Source organism: Kocuria sp. CPCC 205231 (assembly GCF_040980965.1).
In the GTDB taxonomy this organism is placed as follows: Bacteria; Actinomycetota; Actinomycetes; order Actinomycetales; family Micrococcaceae; genus Kocuria; species Kocuria rosea.
The window spans coordinates 219467-236351 of sequence record NZ_JAVKPP010000004.1 but is presented as its reverse complement, the minus strand read 5'-3'; the positions used below and the strand labels follow the sequence as shown (position 1 = coordinate 236351).

The 16885-nt window shown below is 72.2% G+C and carries 18 protein-coding genes, 1 tRNA gene and 1 riboswitch; of the genes, 1 reads left to right on the top strand and 18 read right to left on the bottom strand.

Annotation, left to right across the window (positions count from 1 at the left end; all coding sequences use genetic code 11):
* Window positions 1–44: 44 nt before the first annotated feature.
* The 12 genes from RF640_RS05715 to rpsB form a co-directional block, all read right to left on the bottom strand.
* The gene (locus RF640_RS05715) at window positions 45–1124 is read right to left on the bottom strand and encodes a methionine ABC transporter ATP-binding protein (RefSeq protein WP_017834140.1); all 1080 of its coding nucleotides are present in this window, start codon (window positions 1122–1124) and stop codon (window positions 45–47) included.
* A complete protein-coding gene (locus tag RF640_RS05710; protein WP_368827063.1) occupies window positions 1121–2008 on the bottom strand; it encodes a MetQ/NlpA family ABC transporter substrate-binding protein in 888 nt (295 codons plus the stop codon). Before RF640_RS05710 ends, RF640_RS05715 begins: the two co-directional genes overlap by 4 nt.
* A 100-nt stretch (window positions 2009–2108) precedes the next feature.
* A riboswitch (SAM riboswitch) is annotated at window positions 2109–2225 on the bottom strand.
* A gap of 44 nt (window positions 2226–2269) precedes the next feature.
* Window positions 2270–3544 (bottom strand): 1-deoxy-D-xylulose-5-phosphate reductoisomerase, encoded by a 1275-nt coding sequence (dxr, locus tag RF640_RS05705; RefSeq protein ID WP_368827061.1) that lies wholly within the window; start codon window positions 3542–3544, stop codon window positions 2270–2272.
* Window positions 3545–3675: 131 nt separating this feature from the next.
* Entirely contained in the window at window positions 3676–3948 is a 273-nt protein-coding gene (locus RF640_RS05700) for a GlsB/YeaQ/YmgE family stress response membrane protein (protein WP_017834137.1), read from the bottom strand.
* Window positions 3949–4171: 223 nt separating this feature from the next.
* Window positions 4172–5803: a cation acetate symporter gene (locus tag RF640_RS05695; protein WP_109222385.1), complete on the bottom strand. Its 1632-nt coding sequence runs from the start codon at window positions 5801–5803 to the stop codon at window positions 4172–4174.
* A gap of 3 nt (window positions 5804–5806) precedes the next feature.
* Window positions 5807–6187, bottom strand: a complete 381-nt coding sequence (locus RF640_RS05690; RefSeq protein ID WP_017834135.1) for a DUF485 domain-containing protein — start codon at window positions 6185–6187, stop codon at window positions 5807–5809.
* A 164-nt stretch (window positions 6188–6351) separates the two neighbouring features.
* Window positions 6352–6960, bottom strand: coding sequence for a DivIVA domain-containing protein (locus tag RF640_RS05685; protein ID WP_095651366.1), 609 nt, complete (start codon window positions 6958–6960; stop codon window positions 6352–6354).
* Between the two features lie 25 nt (window positions 6961–6985).
* Window positions 6986–7942 (bottom strand): phosphatidate cytidylyltransferase, encoded by a 957-nt coding sequence (locus tag RF640_RS05680; protein WP_017834133.1) that lies wholly within the window; start codon window positions 7940–7942, stop codon window positions 6986–6988.
* Window positions 7942–8499: a ribosome recycling factor gene (gene frr, locus RF640_RS05675; protein ID WP_017834132.1), complete on the bottom strand. Its 558-nt coding sequence runs from the start codon at window positions 8497–8499 to the stop codon at window positions 7942–7944. The genes RF640_RS05680 and frr overlap by 1 nt, the downstream gene beginning before the upstream one ends.
* Before the next feature lie 126 nt (window positions 8500–8625).
* Window positions 8626–9399 (bottom strand): UMP kinase, encoded by a 774-nt coding sequence (pyrH, locus tag RF640_RS05670; protein WP_017834131.1) that lies wholly within the window; start codon window positions 9397–9399, stop codon window positions 8626–8628.
* Window positions 9400–9631: 232 nt separating this feature from the next.
* Window positions 9632–10462 (bottom strand): translation elongation factor Ts, encoded by an 831-nt coding sequence (gene tsf / locus RF640_RS05665; RefSeq protein ID WP_017834130.1) that lies wholly within the window; start codon window positions 10460–10462, stop codon window positions 9632–9634.
* Window positions 10463–10572: 110 nt separating this feature from the next.
* Window positions 10573–11481 carry a 30S ribosomal protein S2 gene (gene rpsB, locus RF640_RS05660; RefSeq protein ID WP_017834129.1) on the bottom strand — a complete coding sequence of 303 codons (909 nt, stop codon included), beginning with the start codon at window positions 11479–11481 and terminating at the stop codon, window positions 10573–10575.
* 440 nt (window positions 11482–11921) lie between these two features.
* Here rpsB and RF640_RS05655 point away from each other — a divergent pair, with 440 nt between their 5' ends.
* Complete coding sequence (locus tag RF640_RS05655) at window positions 11922–12500, top strand: M23 family metallopeptidase (protein ID WP_368827056.1); 579 nt, start codon at window positions 11922–11924, stop codon at window positions 12498–12500.
* Here RF640_RS05655 and RF640_RS05650 read toward each other — a convergent pair.
* The 6 genes from RF640_RS05650 to RF640_RS05625 form a co-directional block, all read right to left on the bottom strand.
* The gene (locus RF640_RS05650) at window positions 12482–12730 is read right to left on the bottom strand and encodes a hypothetical protein (RefSeq protein ID WP_017834127.1); all 249 of its coding nucleotides are present in this window, start codon (window positions 12728–12730) and stop codon (window positions 12482–12484) included. The genes RF640_RS05655 and RF640_RS05650 overlap by 19 nt on opposite strands.
* Window positions 12731–12869: 139 nt before the next feature.
* Window positions 12870–12943: transfer RNA gene (locus RF640_RS05645), tRNA-Ile, on the bottom strand.
* Window positions 12944–12976: 33 nt separating this feature from the next.
* Complete coding sequence (locus RF640_RS05640) at window positions 12977–14272, bottom strand: glycosyltransferase (protein WP_368827053.1); 1296 nt, start codon at window positions 14270–14272, stop codon at window positions 12977–12979.
* Window positions 14269–15261: a DMT family transporter gene (locus tag RF640_RS05635; protein ID WP_368827051.1), complete on the bottom strand. Its 993-nt coding sequence runs from the start codon at window positions 15259–15261 to the stop codon at window positions 14269–14271. Before RF640_RS05635 ends, RF640_RS05640 begins: the two co-directional genes overlap by 4 nt.
* Window positions 15262–15427: 166 nt before the next feature.
* On the bottom strand, window positions 15428–16285 hold the full coding sequence (locus tag RF640_RS05630; protein ID WP_017834120.1) for a phage holin family protein: 858 nt from the start codon (window positions 16283–16285) through the stop codon (window positions 15428–15430).
* A 159-nt stretch (window positions 16286–16444) separates the two neighbouring features.
* The gene (locus RF640_RS05625; RefSeq protein WP_141246824.1) at window positions 16445–16852 is read right to left on the bottom strand and encodes a hypothetical protein; all 408 of its coding nucleotides are present in this window, start codon (window positions 16850–16852) and stop codon (window positions 16445–16447) included.
* Window positions 16853–16885: the final 33 nt, after the last annotated feature.

The window sequence follows — 16885 nt, the reverse complement described above, 5'->3', positions numbered from 1 at the left end:
CCCGAGCGCGGACAGCAGCTCAGGTCCCAGGACGGACCAGTCGTTCACGCGGCCACCTCTCTCAGGGTCGTGATGCGGGACATCTCGTCGACCACGGCCTGCACGGCCGCGTCCGCACCGGTCAGCTCGAAGGTCAGGGACCCGAACGACTGCTCCTGGAGCACGCTGATCCCGCCGTAGGCGATGGTGAAGCGGACCCCGCGGGCGGCGCCGTCCGAGAGCACCCCGCCGATGTCCACGCCGTCGCCGACGTCCACGATCACCAGGCGCCCCCGGTGGGCGCGGCGCAGCCGCTCGACCTCACGGGCGTCGGGCACCGAGTGCAGGACGGAGGAGACGAAGCGGCGGGCGGTCTCGGTGCGGGGCCGGGCGAAGATGTCCACGGTGGAGCCGTGCTCCACGACCTTCCCGTCCTGCATCACGGCCACGCGGTCGGCGATCGCGCGGACCACGTCCATCTCGTGGGTGATGATCACGATCGTGATCCCGAGCTCCCGGTTGACCCGCTGCAGCACCTGCAGCACCTCCTGCGTGGTCTCCGGGTCGAGGGCGCTCGTCGACTCGTCGGCCAGGAGCAGCTTCGGGCTGGTCGCCAGCGCGCGGGCGATGCCCACGCGCTGCTTCTGCCCCCCGGAGAGCTGCTCCGGGTAGTTGCCGGCGCGGGCGGCGAGGCCCACGAACTCGAGCAGCTCGGCCACCCGCGCCCGGCGCTTCTCCTTCGGCCAGCCGGCCCGCTTGAGCGGGTACTCGACATTGCCGGCGACGGTGCGGGAGGTGAAGAGGTTGAACTGCTGGAAGATCATCCCGATCTCCTGCCGCACGGGCGCCAGCTCGGTCTCGCGCCGGCCGGCCACCTCGAAGCCCTCCACGGTCAGGGAGCCCGAGGACACGGGCTCGAGCCCGTTGATCAGGCGCACGAGGGTGGACTTGCCCGCCCCGGAGTAGCCGATCACGCCGAAGATCTCGCCGCGGCGGACGTCGAGGGTGACGTCGTCGACCGCGAGCACCTCGCGCGCCGCCCGCCCCGAGCCGGTGCGGAAGGTCTTGGAGACGTTGCGGAAGGAGACGAGCACCTCGTCCGGGCGCCCGGGTGCGGGCGGCCCGGCGGGGACCGCCGCGCTCACTGCTCCTGGTCCTTCAGCTCCTGCTGGTAGCGCGCGGTCAGCTCCTGGAGCTCCTCCGGCTCCAGCTGCAGCGGCACGGCGGTGTCCTTGGTCTCCTCCATCTCGGCGTCGAGCACGGCCTGCTCGTGGTAGAGGTCCGCGACCTGCCGGAGGGTCTCGTCGTCGGCGAGCTCCTCCGTGGTGGTGAAGAGGTTGACGTAGGCGCGGGAGCCCTCGGACTCGGGGTCGTCCTGGGCGAGCGCGGACTGCGGGTCGATGTCGGCCCGCGAGAGGAAGTCGTTGTTGATGACCGAGCCGGCCACCGAGTCGAGCGAGAGCACCGTCTGCTCCGCGGAGACCGGGGTGACGCGCACCGTGGAGGCCTCGGTGTCGACGTCGAGCTCGGTGGGGATGAGGGTGTCGCTGGTCAGCTCCACGAGACCTGCGGCCTCGAGCACGAGCAGGGCCCGGGAGAGGTTCACGGCGTCGTTGGGCACCGCGATCTCGTCGCCCTCCTGGAACTGCTCCACGGAGTCGTACTGGTTGGAGTACAGGCCCAGCGGGTAGATCGAGGTCGAGCCGATCGGGGTGATGGAGCCGCCGGCCGCGTTGTTGTAGTCGGCGAGGAACGGGACGTGCTGGAACCAGGTCATCTCCACGTCACCGGACTCGGTGGCGGGGTTCGGCTGGTTGTAGTCGGAGAAGTCGACGTACTCGACGGTGATGCCCTGCTCCTCGGCCACCCGCTGGAGGGCGTCGTGGGTCGGGTCGGTGCCCACCACGCCGATGGTGACCTTGTCGTCGGCGAGCACGCCCTCGCCGGAGGACTCCCCGGCGGAGCCGCCGCAGGCGGTGAGGGCGAGGGTCGTGGCCAGGGCGAGGAAGGGGAGGCGCTGCGATCGCATGTGGTGCCTTTCCGTGGGTCCGGGGTGTCGGAGGTCTCCACCGGGGCCAACGGGTCCGGCGGCCACGGTCGAGGGCGCGCCGGAGGGCGCGTGCGCGGTCGGACCGTACTTGCCGCCGGCCGTCGTCGGCCGGTGCCGGATGGTTCACCTGGGGCACCCCACTACGGGAGAGGGTTGCCGCCCAGCAAGCCAGGGCTGCACGCTGGGACTCGTCATCCGCCTGACAGACTAGCACGTGCGGCGGGGCCGGGCCCGGCCCGGTCAGCGGGCGAGGACCTCGCGGGCCCGCCGGCGGGCCCAGCGCTCGGCCGCCAGCACGGCCTCGAGCTCCAGCGGGCCGTCGTCGTCGTGCTCGCCCAGCACCGCCTCGACGGTGTCCACGATGGCGGGGAACCGGATCCGGCCGTCGTGGAAGGCGTGCACCGCCTCCTCGTTGGCCGCGTTGAACACGGCGGGGAAGGTCCCGCCCCGCTCCCCCGCCGCCTTGAGGAGCTCGACGGCGGGGAACGCCACCGGGTCGAGGGGCTCGAAGGTCCACTCCGTGGCGCGCGTCCAGTCGCACGGCAGGGCGGCCCCGGGCACCCGGTGCGGCCAGGCCAGGCCGAGGGCGATGGGAAGGCGCATGTCCGGGGGCGAGGCCTGGGCGAGGGTGGAGCCGTCCACGAACTGGACCATGGAGTGCACGACCGACTGGGGGTGGACCACCACGTCGATGCGCTCGAGGGGGACGTCGAAGAGCAGGTGGGCCTCGAGCACCTCGAGGGCCTTGTTCACCATGGTCGCCGAGTTGGTCGTCACCATCAGGCCCATGTCCCACGTCGGGTGGCGCAGCGCGTCCCGGGGCGTGACCGTCTCGAGCTCCGCCCGGGACCGGCCGCGGAAGGGCCCGCCGGAGGCCGTCAGCACGAGCCGGTCCACCTCCGCGGCGGTGCCGCCGCGCAGCGCCTGCGCCAGCGCGGAGTGCTCGGAGTCCACGGGGATCAGGGCGTCCGGGTCCCCGGTGGCCGCGGCGGCGGCCTTGACCAGGGCGCCGCCGGCGATCAGGGACTCCTTGTTCGCCAGGGCGAGCCGGTGCCCGGCCCGCAGCGCCGCCAGCGTGGGGGCGAGCCCGATGGAGCCGGTGATCCCGTTGAGCACGAGGTCGGCGTCGGGGTGGGCGGCGGCCGCGGACGCGGCGTCGGGCCCGTGCACGACGTCCGGGCGGTATCCCCCGGCCCCGGCGGACGCGGCCCCGTCCGCGATGAGGCCGGCCAGCCGGGCGGCGTCCTGGGCGGTGCCGCTGGTCGCCACGAGCACGGCGCGGGTCTCGAGGGCCTGCTCGGCGAGGAGCTCGAGGTGCCGTGGTCCGGCGGCGAGGGCGATCACGGTGAACGGGTCCGCGCCCTCGAGCTCGCGGGCGGCCCGCACGACGTCGAGCGCCTGGGTGCCGATCGAGCCCGTCGAGCCGAGGACGCTGATCCGGCGGGGGCCGGCGGCGGCCAGGGCGCGCAGCTCGGGTGTCGGGCGGGTGCGGGGCGAGGTGGCGGGGGGCGTCATGGCCCCAGTATCCCCCAGCGCCACTCCTCGGTGCGGTGCCCGCAGGGGGTGCCTGCGGACGGCCCGGAACGGGCCGAGGCCCCGTCCACCGGGAGCGGTGGACGGGGCCTCGGCGACCGACGGGGGTGGGGTCAGCGCGTGGCGCGACCCTTGCGGCCGGAGACCGCGCCCCAGATGAAGAGCACGATGAGGGCTCCCACGACGGCGGTGATGATGGTGCCGATGTCGAACGCGGACTCCAGGTCCCCGATGCCGATCAGCGAGCCGAGGAAGCCTCCGAGGAGGGCCCCCACGATGCCGAGGACGATCGTGACGATGATGCCGCCACCCTGGCTGCCCGGCATGATGAGCTTGGCGAGGGCGCCGGCGATGAGGCCGAGGATGATCCAGCTGATGATTCCCATGATGGCTCCTTATCCGTCCCGGGAGGGACTTTTATTGTACGCAACCGGCGAGTATCCCTGGAATACCCTGAGGTTGCTTCTGCGCCTCACCCTAGCCGACGGTCAGCCGCCTGTCTGTTCCCGTTAGCCAATCGACGCGTTCCTCCCGGACGCGGACCGGCCCGCCGGAAGCCGGGGCTTCGGGCGGGCCGGTGGATCCTCCCAGGTGGGAGCGGGGAATCCGTCAGTGGGCGACGGGCTTCTCGGCGCCGATGCCTGTGAGGGAGCGCACCTCCATCTCGGACTGCTTGATCGGGTCCTCGAGACGGCGCTCCGTCATGGAACCGATGAAGCCGAGCAGGAAGGAGGCCGGGATCGAGACGATGCCCGGGTTCTGCAGCGGGAACCACGCGAAGTCGGCCGTCGGGATCATCGACGTCTCGGTGCCGGACATGACCGGGGAGAAGACGATGAGGCCCACCGAGATGATCAGGCCGCCGTACATGGACCAGACCGCCCCCCGGGTGGTGAAGCGCCGCCAGTACAGGGAGTACAGGATGGTCGGCAGGTTCGCCGAGGCCGCGACCGCGAAGGCGAGCGCCACGAGGAACGCGACGTTCTGGCCCTGGGCGCCGATGCCGCCCGCGATGGAGACGAGACCGATGACCACCACCGTGGTCTTCGCCACCTTCAGCTCCTTGCGGGGATCGGAGTTCCCCTTCTTGATCACGCTGGTGTAGATGTCGTGGGCGAACGAGGCCGAGGCCGTGATGGCCAGGCCGGCGACGACCGCGAGGATCGTGGCGAAGGCCACCGCCGCGATGATGCCCATCAGCAGGGACCCGCCGAGCTCGAACGCCAGCAGCGGGGCCGCGGAGTTCACGCCGCCGGGTGCCGCCTGGATCCGCTCGGCGCCGATGAGGGCCGCCGCGCCGAAGCCCAGGATGAGGGTGAAGAGGTAGAACAGGCCGATCAGCGAGATGGCCCAGACCACGGAGGTGCGCGCCTCCTTGGCCGTGGGCACCGTGTAGAAGCGCATGAGCACGTGGGGCAGGCCCGCCGCGCCGAAGACGAGGGCCAGGCCCAGGGAGATGAAGTCCAGCTTGCTGGTCTCGCTCACGCCGTACTTCAGGCCCGGCTCGAGGATGGCCGGGTTGCCGGAGACGGCGACCGCGTCACCGAGCAGGGAGGAGAAGTTGAAGCCGTAGAGCGCCAGGATCCAGACGGTCATGACCGCCACGCCGGAGACCAGGAGCACCGCCTTGATGATCTGCACGTAGGTGGTGCCCTTCATCCCGCCCACGAGGACGTAGACGATCATGAGCACGCCCACGACCACGATGACCAGCGACTGCCCGACCCGCGAGCTGATGCCCAGCAGCAGCGACACCAAGGCGCCCGCCCCGGCCATCTGGGCCAGCAGGTAGAACGCGGACACGGCGAGGGTGGAGATGGACGCCGCGACGCGCACGGGGCGCTGGCGCAGGCGGAAGGACAGGACGTCCGCCATCGTGAACTTGCCGGTGTTGCGCAGCAGCTCGGCGATCAGCAGGAGCGCCACGAGCCAGGCCACGAGGAAGCCGATGGAGTAGAGGAACCCGTCGTAGCCCTGGAGGGCGATCGCGCCCACGATGCCCAGGAAGGACGCCGCCGAGAGGTAGTCGCCCGCGATGGCCAGGCCGTTCTGGGTGCCGCTGAAGCCACGGCCGCCGGCGTAGTAGTCGGCCGCCGTGGACGTGGACTTCGAGGCGCGGAGGACGATGACCATCGTGACGACGACGAACGCGCCGAAGATGGAGATGTTGATCCAGGGCGTGCCGACCGTCTCCGTGGTGGCGGCCGTCATGGGCGCGAGCGCGGTGTGCAGCTGGTGCATCGGTCAGTTCTCCTGTCCGTGGACGCCGCCGGTGGTGCCGAGGCTGGGCTCGAGACGCTCCCGGATGGCCGTGGCCTTCGGGTCCAGCTTGCGGTTGGCGAAGGACACGTAGGCCCCTGTGATGGCAAAGGTCGTGACGAACTGGAGCAGTCCCAGGACGACGCCGAGGTTGACGTTGCCGATGACCTGGATGGCGAACAGCTGCGGCGCGTACATGGCGAGCACCACGTACAGCAGGTACCAGACCAGGAAGGCGACGGCGAGCGGGAAGACGAAGCCGCGATGGGTCTTCCGCAGCTCCTGGAACTCTGGCGACCGCTGGGCCGCGGGGAAATCGATGTCGGCGACGAGGTCGTCGGCGTCGATGGGTGGCTGGGTGGACATGGGCTACCTCCTCATGTGATGTGGCCCACACTAGGCCGTTGTATGCACAGGAGCAAGGCGTGACACCCAAAAGTTGCTTTTCAGGGGTCGGGATGAACACGGAACGGCGTTTCTGGACGAGGACCGGTCCAGCATGTATACACAGAGGCTTCGGAGAGCCTGTTTCAGCGAGAGGCCAGGAGCAGCTGGACGGCGCGGTCCAGGAAGGCGTCCACCTGCTGCTCCTCGTAGCTGCGCTCCCCCTGCGCGGGCGGGAACACGGCCCGGCGCAGCTCGGCCGGCGCGAGGTCCGCGGCGCCCTCCAGCCGGGCGCCCAGGCGCTCGCAGAGGACGTCCACGTGGGCCGCGGAGTAGCCCTGGGCCCGCGGCCGGGAGGGGCGCCGGAAGCGCTGCGTGCGCGGCCGGTCGAGACGGTTCCGGAGCAGCCGGGTCAGGGCGTCGACGTGCTCCTGCCAGGCCTCGGGGCCCCGGTCGCGCAGGCACTGCTCGCGCTCGGCCGCGGCCAGCGCGTCCTCGGCCGCGTCCAGCAGCCCGTCGACGGCCTCCGGCCGGTAACCGCCCCGCGCGTCGGCGAAGACGGCGGCGCGCACCTGAGTGCTCAGCACGGCCCCGGACCGGTGCGCCGGTCCGGGACCGGGCGGCGCGTCCTGCAGGGCCGCGTGCACGCCGGCCAGGAGCTCGTCCACCTGGACGACGTCGTAGCCGCGCTCGGCCTCGGTGCACCGCGGGATGCGGGCGGTGGCCGGCCGGGCTCCGGGGCGGTCGGGAGGCATGGGCTGCGGGTCCTGGACGCCGGGCTCAGGCGCTCGCGGCGAAGAGCTCGAAGAGCAGGTACCCGGCGGGGACGGCGAAGAGGATGGAGTCGATCCGGTCCATCACGCCCCCGTGGCCGGGCAGGAGGGTGCCCATGTCCTTGATCCCCAGCTCGCGCTTGACCATGGACTCGGAGAAGTCGCCGAGGGTGGCTGCGAGCACGAGCACCGCGGCGAGCACGGCGCCCTCCCACCAGGCGTGGTCGAGCAGCAGCACGGCGCACAGGACGCCGATCAGCACCGAGCCGCCCAGCGACCCGGCGAAGCCCTCCCAGGACTTCTTGGGGCTGATCCGCGGCGCCATGGGGTGGCGGCCCCAGACCACGCCCACGGCGTAGCCGCACGTGTCCGAGCCGACGGCCAGCAGGATGACCGTGAGCACCTTCAGGGGGCCCGCCTCGGTGTGGTAGAGCAGCAGGGCGATGCTCAGCAGGAAGCCCACCCAGACCAGGGCGAACACGGAGCCCATGATGGACAGGATCATGCCGTCCCGGCCCCCCAGGGCCCGCCAGACGATCACGAGCGTCAGCCCCACGATCACGGCCATCATCAGCGCCTCGCCGCCACCGGCGAACGCGGCGACCGGCATCAGCACGCCCGCGGTCACCGCCGGGACGCGCGGGATGACGATGCCGCGGTAGCGCAGGGACCGGCCGACCTCCCAGACGCCGATCCCCGCCGCCGTCCCGGCGAAGAGCGCCAGGACGAGGGGCTGGACGAACAGCCCGACGAGCAGGGTCCCGATGAGCACCACGGCGACGCCCACGGCGGCCGGCAGGTTCCGGCCGGCGCGGGAGGGGGCGGTGTGCCGGCGCCCCGGCGTGCCGGGGGTCGTCGCGGCGCCGGCCCGGACGGGCGCCGGCCGGGCACGCGGGGAGAAGGCCCCCCCGGCGGTTCCCGGGGAAGCCTTCGTCTCCTGGTGCGGTCGCGGCTGGTCCGGCATCAGACCTGCAGCAGCTCCGCTTCCTTGTTCTTGAGCATCTCATCGATCTGGTCGATGTGCTTCTTGGTCGCGGCGTCGAGGTCCTTCTCGGCGCGCTTGCCCTCGTCCTCGCCGATGTCGCCGTCCTTGACGGCCTTCTCGATCTGGTCCTTGGCGTGCCGGCGGATGTTGCGCACGGAGACGCGCGCCTCCTCGGCCTTGTGCCCGACGACCTTGACGTACTCCTTGCGCCGCTCCTGCGTCAGCTCCGGCATGACCACGCGGATGACGTTGCCGTCATTGGCGGGGTTCGCCCCGATGTCCGAGTTGCGCAGCGCCTTCTCGATGTCGTTGAGGGCGGAGCGGTCGTACGGCGTGATGAGCAGCGTGCGGGCCTCGGGGTTCTGGAAGGAGGCGAGCTGCTGGAGCGGGGTGGGAGTGCCGTAGTACTCGACCAGCAGGCTCGAGAAGAGGGAGGGGTTGGCCCGGCCGGTGCGAATCGCGGCGAAGTCCTCCTTGGCGCCCTCCACGGCTTTGCCCATCTTGGTCTTCGCTTCGGACATGGTCTCTGAGATCACGTAGGGGCTCCTTCGTCGTGTCGCACGGAGTCCTCCGCGCGGGGTCGGTTCGGCCGGTCGCCGCGCGGGAACCACGCCGCCCGGCCGTGCTCGCCCCAGTCTAACCGGGGGCCGCCCGGCGCCGGCTCACGCGGTGACGAGGGTGCCGATCTGCTCCCCGAGGATGGCGCGGGTGACGTTGCCCTCGCCCTCCATGCCGAACACGCGCATCGTCACGTCGTTGTCGCGGCACAGGCTGAAGGCCGTCTGGTCCATGACGCGGATGTCGCGGGCGAGGGCCTCGCCGTAGGTGAGGGTGGACAGCCGCTGGGCGTCCGGGTTCGTGCGGGGGTCCGCCGTGTAGACGCCGTCCACCCCGTTCTTCGCCATGAGGACCTCGTCCGCGTGGACCTCCAGGGCCCGCTGGGCCGCGACGGTGTCGGTGGAGAAGTAGGGCAGCCCGGCGCCGGCGCCGAAGATCACGACCCGGTCCTTCTCCATGTGCCGGATGGCCCGGCGCGGGATGTAGACCTCGGCCACCTGCTCCATCTTGATCGCGGACTGCACCCGGGTGTCGACCCCGCACTGCTCGAGGAAGTCCTGCAGGGCCAGGCAGTTCATGACGGTGCCCAGCATCCCCATGTAGTCCGCACGGGAGCGGTCCATGCCGGCCTGGGAGAGCTCCGCGCCGCGGAAGAAGTTGCCGCCGCCCACCACGATGGCGGTCTCGACCTGGCCCACGGTGGCCGCGATCTGCTCGGCGATGTCGCGGACCACGCGCGTGTCCACCCCGATGGAGCCGCCGCCGAAGACCTCGCCCGAGAGCTTCAGCAGCACCCGGCGGCGGGCGGGGGCGACCCGGGGGTCCCTGCTCAGGCGCAGGGCCTCGTCCTTGATCTCGGAGGCAGAAGTGGTGGGCATGGTTCCTCCCGGCGACGACGGAGCTGCGTGGACCGGCTCGGCCCCGCGAGGGTGCAGCTGGCGCGGGGGGCGGGCCTCCCTCAGCATACAGAACGCGTCCGCCCCCGGGCGCCGGCCCCCGGGGCCTCGAGGGCGTCGTCGCAAGCGGGACCGGGAACGACGACGGAGGCGTCCCTGCCGTGCAGGAACGCCTCCGTCGCGGGCGGGCGCCGGGCGCCCGGGAGAGGACCGGTCAGGCGCCGACGCGGAAGCGGGCGAAGGCCGTGGCGGTCGCACCGGCCTCCTCGAGCACCTTGCCGACGGTCTTCTTGGAGTCCTTGGCGAAGTCCTGGTCCAGCAGGACGACGTCCTTGAAGTAGCCCTTGAGGCGGCCGTTGATGATGTTCGGCAGGATCTTCTCCGGCTTGCCCTCGGCGCGGGCCGTCTCCTCGGCGACGCGCTTCTCCGACTCGACGGTCTCGGCGGGCACGTCCTCCTGGGAGAGGAACGTCGGGGACATCGCGGCGATGTGCACGGCGACGTCGTGGGCGACCTGCCCGGCGTCGGCACCGGCCACGGCCAGCAGCACGCCGACCTGCGCCGGGAGGTCCTTGGAGGTCTTGTGCAGGTAGACGGCCACGTTGTCGCCCTCGACGCGGGCGATGCGCCGGACGACGACCTTCTCGCCGAGCAGGGCACCGGTCTCGGTGACGAGCTCGGAGACGGCCTTGCCGTCGACCTGGGCGTCCATGAGGGACTCGAGCGTGGTGGCGTCGGCGGCCACGGCGGCGTCGAGCACCTTGTTGCCGAACTCGACGAACGGGGCGGACTTCGCCACGAAGTCGGTCTCGGAGTTGACCTCGACCATGTACCCGACGGTGCCCTCGACGCGCGCGGCGACGAGGCCCTCGGCCGTGGCCCGGCCCTCGCGCTTGGTGACGCCCTTGAGGCCCTTGACGCGGATGATCTCCTGCGCCTTCTGGAGGTCGCCGTCGGCCTCGTCGAGCGCCTTCTTGACGTCCAGCATGCCGGCGCCGGTGCGCTCACGCAGGGCCTTGATCTCGGTGGCGGTGTAGTTCGCCATGGAAACTCCTCACTCGGTCGGTGGTGCCGGCCGGGGCGGGCACGGGCCCGCCCCGGCCGGCCTCGGGCGGGGACGGTGCCCCGCCGGGGGAAACGGACGGTGGACGGAGACTACTCGGCGGCGGTCTCGGTCTCGGCCGGGGCCTCGGCGGGAGCCTCGGTCTCGGCCGGGGCCTCGGTCGCGGCGGCGGTCTCGGCCTCGGCCGGGGCAGCGGTCTCGGCCGGGGCCTCGGTCGCGGCGGTCTGCTCGGCGGCGTGCTGCTCGAGCAGCTCGCGCTCCCACTCGGCCATCGGCTCGGCGGCCTGGTCGGCGCCGCCGGACTTCTTGTTGTGGCGCTCCATGAGCCCCTCGGCCACGGCGTCGGCGATCACGCGGGTCAGGAGGTTGACGGAGCGGATGGCGTCGTCGTTGCCCGGGATCGGGAAGGCGACCTCGTCGGGGTCGCAGTTGGTGTCGAGGATCGCGACGACCGGGATGCCCAGCTTCTGGGCCTCGTCCACCGCGAGGTGCTCCTTCTTGGTGTCCACGATCCAGATCAGGGAGGGGGCCTTGGTCAGGTTGCGGATGCCGCCGAGGGTGCGCTCCAGCTTCTCCTTCTCACGGCGCAGGAGGAGGAGCTCCTTCTTCGTGTACTGCGAGCCGGCGACGTCGTCGAAGTCGATCTCCTCGAGCTCCTTCATGCGCTCGATGCGCTTGGAGACCGTGGCGAAGTTCGTGAGCATGCCGCCGAGCCAGCGGTGGTTCACGTAGGGCATGCCCACGCGGGTGGCCTGCTCGGCGATGGCCTCCTGGGCCTGCTTCTTGGTGCCGACGAAGAGGATGGTGCCGCCGTGGGCCACGGTGGTCTTGACGGCCTCGTAGGCGCGGTCGATGAAGGACAGCGACTGCTGGAGGTCGATGATGTAGATGCCGTTGCGCTCGGTGAAGATGAAGCGCTTCATCTTCGGGTTCCACCGGCGGGTCTGGTGGCCGAAGTGCACGCCGCTGTCGAGGAGCTGGCGCATGGTAACGACGGACATGTCGTCTCCTGGTCTCTCGTGCGGGAGGGCGTGCGACGACGCCCGGCCCGCGGGTTCGGTTCTCGGCTGCGTCCGGCGGACGAGCCCCTGGTGCAGCGGTGGGCGGACCCTGCGGGTCCGTCTCCCGGCCGCCGTGCCGCACCCCGCCGGGACGGGGAACGCGGACCGGGGCGGCCGGACCGGGACGGGAGGTCCCGGCGGCGCTGCGCGCGAAGTCAGCTGCTCGCCACCGCGCCGTCGGCTCCGGCGTCGGGGCCGGGTCCGGGTGGGCGCGAGGGCGCGCCACGAGGGGCGCCTCAGAGCACACTGCGGGATCGAGTGTACTACAAGGGCCTCGTCCGCCCTGCACCCGGCCGGGGGCTGCCGGAGGGGCCCCGGGACCGTCCACAGCACGCTGCCGGGCGGCCCTCCGCCCGGCTCCGGTGGCGGACAGTCGGGACATGCCCACCGGACCCTCCCCGCTCCTCCGTCTCCTGCACCGGCCCCGTGCCCGGACCGGGTCGGCCGGCGTGGTGGGACTCGCAATCGTGCTCGTGCTGGGGGTGCTGCTCCCCTCCCCCGGTTCGGCGGCCCAGGGGTGGGCGTGGCCCCTGTCGCCGCGGCCGGCCGTGGTGGGCGAGTGGGTCCCGCCCGCCCAGCGGTGGGCGCGGGGCCACCGGGGCGTGGACCTGGACGCGGGCCCGGGCGCCGCCGTGCGCGCCCCGGCCGCGGGAACGGTGGCCTTCGTGGGGTTCGTGGTGGACCGCCCGGTGCTCACGCTCGACCACGGCGGGGGTCTGCGCTCGAGCTTCGAGCCCGTCGAGTCGTCCCTGGTCCCCGGGGACCGGGTGCACCGCGGCCAGGTCGTGGGCGTGCTGCGCGGCCGGGACCACTGCGGCCCGGGGACCTGTCTGCACTGGGGCGTGCGCCGGGACGGCGACTACGTCAACCCGCTGCAGTTCGTCGGCGCGCTCGAGCCGTCGGTGCTGCTCCCCGTGCCCGAGCGGCTGCGCGCGGCCGCTCAGCCCTCGTCGTCCTGAGCGTCGTCGACGCCCTCCTCGACCTCCTGCTGGACCTGGTCGGCGCCCTCCTCGACCTGACCGGCGCCCTCCTCGACCTCCTGCTGGACCTGGTCGGCACCCTCCTCGACCTCCTGCTGGACCTGGTCAGCGCCCTCCTCTACGTCCTCGGTGGAAGTGTCGCAGCCGGTCAGTGCGGCGAGCGCCAGGGCGGCGACGGAGAGGAGGCTCCACGGCGTGCGTCGGCTCATCTCGGCGTCCTCTCGGTGGGTGGTGCGCGGATCGGACCACCAGTGCACCACATCCGCAGGGGACGCGCACCCGGTGGACGGGACGTGCGGACGGAAGCACCCCTCCCACCGGGGGACGCGCGGTGGAAGGGGTGTCGGGTAGGGCCGGTGGGGCTTGAACCCACGACCGAAGGATTATGAGTCCTCTGCTCTGACCAGCTGAGCTACGGCCCCGCGCCGGGACGGGCCCGGCGGCGCAGCACCACGTTACCGCACGAGGGAGGCCAGCCTGGTCCGGATCCGTCGTGGCCCCGCGGCGCGGGCGCGCGCCGGCTCCTGGTGCTCGCGCGCTCCCGGAGCAGGAGTGCGCACGGACTCCGGGTGCTCGCCGCGGTAGAGCCGCAGGAACGTCTCCAGGGTCCGCGGGAAGCTGTGCTGCGCGACCTTGCGGCGGCTCTCCCGGCCCATCCGGGCGCGCTCCTCGCGCGGGGCGCCCAGGACGAGGGCGAGCTTGCGCGCCAGGTCCTGGGCGTCGCCGGGGGCGAAGAGCCAGCCGTTGACGCCGTCCTCGGCCAGGTGCGGCAGGGCCCGCGCGTCGGCCAGGACCACGGGCCGGGACGCCGCCATCGCCTCCAGGGTGACCAGCGACTGGAGCTCGGCCGTGCCCGGCTGGCAGAACACGTCGGCCCGCAGGTAGGCCGCGCGCAGGCCCTCGTCCGGGACGTAGCCCAGGAAACGGACCCGGTGGGCGACCCCCAGGGCACGCGCCAGCTTCTCGAGCGCGGGCCGCTGCTCGCCGTCGCCCACGATCTCCAGGTGGGCGTCGAGCTCGGCGGGCAGCACGGAGATCGCCTCGATGAGCACGTCCACGTTCTTCTCCACCGCGAGCCGGCCGGTGAACAGGACGGTCGGGTGCGCGGCCGGCTGCCGCCGCTCGCCGTCGTGGGCCTCGTAGTCGGCGATCCGGATCCCGTTGGACACGGCGAGCACCGTGTCGGGGAAGCCGTTGCGGCGCATGGCCTCCACCGCGAGCGGGGTCGGTGCGGTCACCACGTCGCAGGCGCCGAACACCCGCACCATGTCCCGCCAAGACACCGCGCGGTAGCGGTTCAGAACCCATGCCGGGAACGGCAGGAACGGCTCCAGGTTCTCGGGGACGAAGTGGTTGGTGGCCACGGTGCGGATGCCCCGCCGCCGGGCCTCCCGCACCAGCATCCGGCCGAGGATGTAGTGGCACTGGACGTGCACGACGTCGGGGCGCACCTCGTCCAGCACGCGGCGGATCTCCCCGGCCACCTGCCACGGGAAGCACAGGCGGAAGTACGGGTGGGTGAAGGCCCGGTGGGAGCGGAGCCGGTGCTCGACCACGCCGTCGTCCTCGGCCCGGTACGACGGCCCGGGGTCCGGCCGTGCGCACAGGACGTGCACCCGGTGGCCCTGCTCGTGCAGGCCCCGGGCCAGACGGTGCCCGAACTGCGCGGCCCCGTTGACGTCCGGGGGGTAGGTCTCGGCGCCCAGGAGGACGATCAGGGGGCGTGCGGCGGAGGCGGTGTGGGCGCTCAAGCGTGTCTTCCCGGTCGGTCGTGTGCGGGGCGGTCGGATGCCGTGGGGCGGTCGGATGCTGCGGGGCGTGCGGCGGAGCCCGAGGGGGGCTGCGCCCGGTCCTGCCGTGCGCGTTCGGCCCGGCGCTCGAGCACCTCCGGGTGGTGCTGTGAGAGCACGGCGACCCCGACTATAGCAACGCCGCCTGCCGCGGCCATGAGCATCCCGACCGGGACGGAGAAGCCCGGCACCGCCTCGCCCAGCACCAGCAGCCCCAGGAGCACGCCCACCATGGGGTCGATCACGGTCAGCCCCGCGATCACGAGGTCCGGCGGACCCGACGCGAAGGCCGTCTGCACGAACCACCCGCCCAGCACGGCGGCGACGACGGCGGTGCCCGCGGCCAACCAGTTGACGTCGTCCAGGGGCGTGCCGGCGCTGCCCTGGATGCGGATCAGGGTCAGCCGCACGAGCACCGCCACGAATCCGTAGAGGATGCCGGCGCCCACCACGTAGAACGTCCCGCCCAGGCTGCGGCCGAACATCGCCGCGGAGACCCCCAGGACGCAGATCAGCACCACGAGCATGACCACCACGGTGTGCTCGGCCCACCGCGAGATGCCCCGGGCGGGGTCGGTCGCCGCCACGGCGCACGTCACGAAGACCACCCCGCCCGCGGTGCACAGTCCGATCGCCGTCCAGGTGCGCCGGTTGATCCGCAGCCGGCGGTGCCGTGCGTGCAGCAATGTGGTGATCACCAGGGCCACCACGCCGATCGGCTGGACCACCGTCACGGTGGCGAGCCCCAGGGCGGTGACGTTGAGGCCGGTGCCGAGGCCCAGCAGGGTGAGACCCAGCAGCCAGCGGGGACGGCGCAGCAGGACCGCGATGCTGCGCAGGCGCAGCCGTCCCTGCGCGACGTCCGCCACGGCACTGCCCTGCTGCTGCGTCCCGACGGCCAGGCACACGGCCGAGAGCAGCGCCAGGGCGACCGCCAACCACTGGCTCATGGCATCCACCGATCTGTCGTCACGCCCGGGAGTCTATCGAGCCGGCCCGCCCGTCCGGCCCGGGGCGCGTGGACACCCGGTGAACGCACGGGGAAGGCCCGGAAGCCTGTGGCTTCCGGGCCCTCGACCGGTGCGCTCGTCCACGGGGAACCCATGGACGGCGACGTCACCGGAACAGCTTGCGGAGGAAGACGACGAACGCGCTCCCCGCAACGGCCAGCACCGTGAGCGGCTGCCACCGCTCGCCGAGGCCGGACCCGGCGGACGAGCCGGAGGTCGAGCGGGACTTCGCGCCGCCCTGGGCGAGGAGGCCCTTCACATCCTTCGGGGTGGTCTTCACGGTGCGGCTGGTGCGGTCCACGAAGCCCTTGGTGGTGGACTGGATGGTCTCCGCACGGCCCTGCACGTCGTCGCGCAGCGTCTTGAGGTGCTCGCGGCGCAGCTTGAGCCGGTGCCGCAGCTGCTCCTCGGTGGGCGCCGGGGGCTTCTGCTGGGCCGGGTCCTGCGCGGCCTCCCGCTTCTCCTGCTCCTTGCGCTCGCGGGCAAGCTGCTCCTCGCGCTGGACACGGCTCTCGGTGTAGGCGGAGCCCTCCTTGACCACGCCGAGGTCGTACTTGACCCCGAAGAGCGCCTTGCGCGGCACGAGCGGAAGGGCCTTCTTGATGGTGGACACCCCGATGAGCGCCGCGACGGCCAGGATGATCAGGAACAGCACGGCGAGCAGCAGGGCGGCCAGCCAGGCCGGCATGATCTGCGACAGACCCGCGATCGCCGCGCCGACCAGGGCGATCGTGGCGAGCAGCAGGAACACGAGGCCGACGACGACGAAGGCCGCGCCCTTGCCCAGCGTCTTCGCCTTCTCCGTGAGCTCGAGCTTGGCGAGCTGCGCCTCGTCCTTGAGCTGCTTGGGCAGCAGCCTGGCGAAGACCTTGACGACATCGAGGATCGACGCCGATCCGGGATCGGAGTGCTCCGACCCCGCTCCCGACGCTCCGCCCGTGCTGGGGCCTACCGAATGACTCATGCCCGCCTCCGTTGATGATGAGAAAAGTACGTGGACTGAGCACCAAGCTACCATCGGGGACGCCGCCGGCGGGCGCGCACGGGCCGGTCGTCCGCCGGAGCGGCGCACACGGAAGGTGCCCGTCCGGTCGCCGGACGGGCACCTTCCGTGTGCGAGTGACTAGTGCCGCTTCTTGTCGTCCTTCTTCTCCTTGTTGTCGACGAAGTGCACCTTGACGTACTCCTTCTTGCCCTTCTTGCCCTTCTCGTCGGAGCAGACGAGGACCTTCCACTTCGCGTCGTGCTTGTCGACGGACCATGCCTGGCGCCGCAGGTCCTTGAGCGCCCGCTCGCTCTTCAGACCGCACTTGTTGGCGGCCCGCTTGGCGGCCTTGTCATAGGACAGGTCCTTGGTCTCGACGCTCTTCTTGGCCCCGTTCTTCTTGTAGGTCTCGATGTGCACGACGACCTTGCCGTCCGTGGTGTCCCTGTCGCCCCACCCCCCGGCGAGCGCCGGCGTCATGGACCCACCCGTCACGAGCAATCCCGCCAGTGTGGCGGCGGCCAGCCTGCTGCGCAGATTTTTCACTTTGTCCCCCTCGTCGGAAAAGATGAGGTGAGC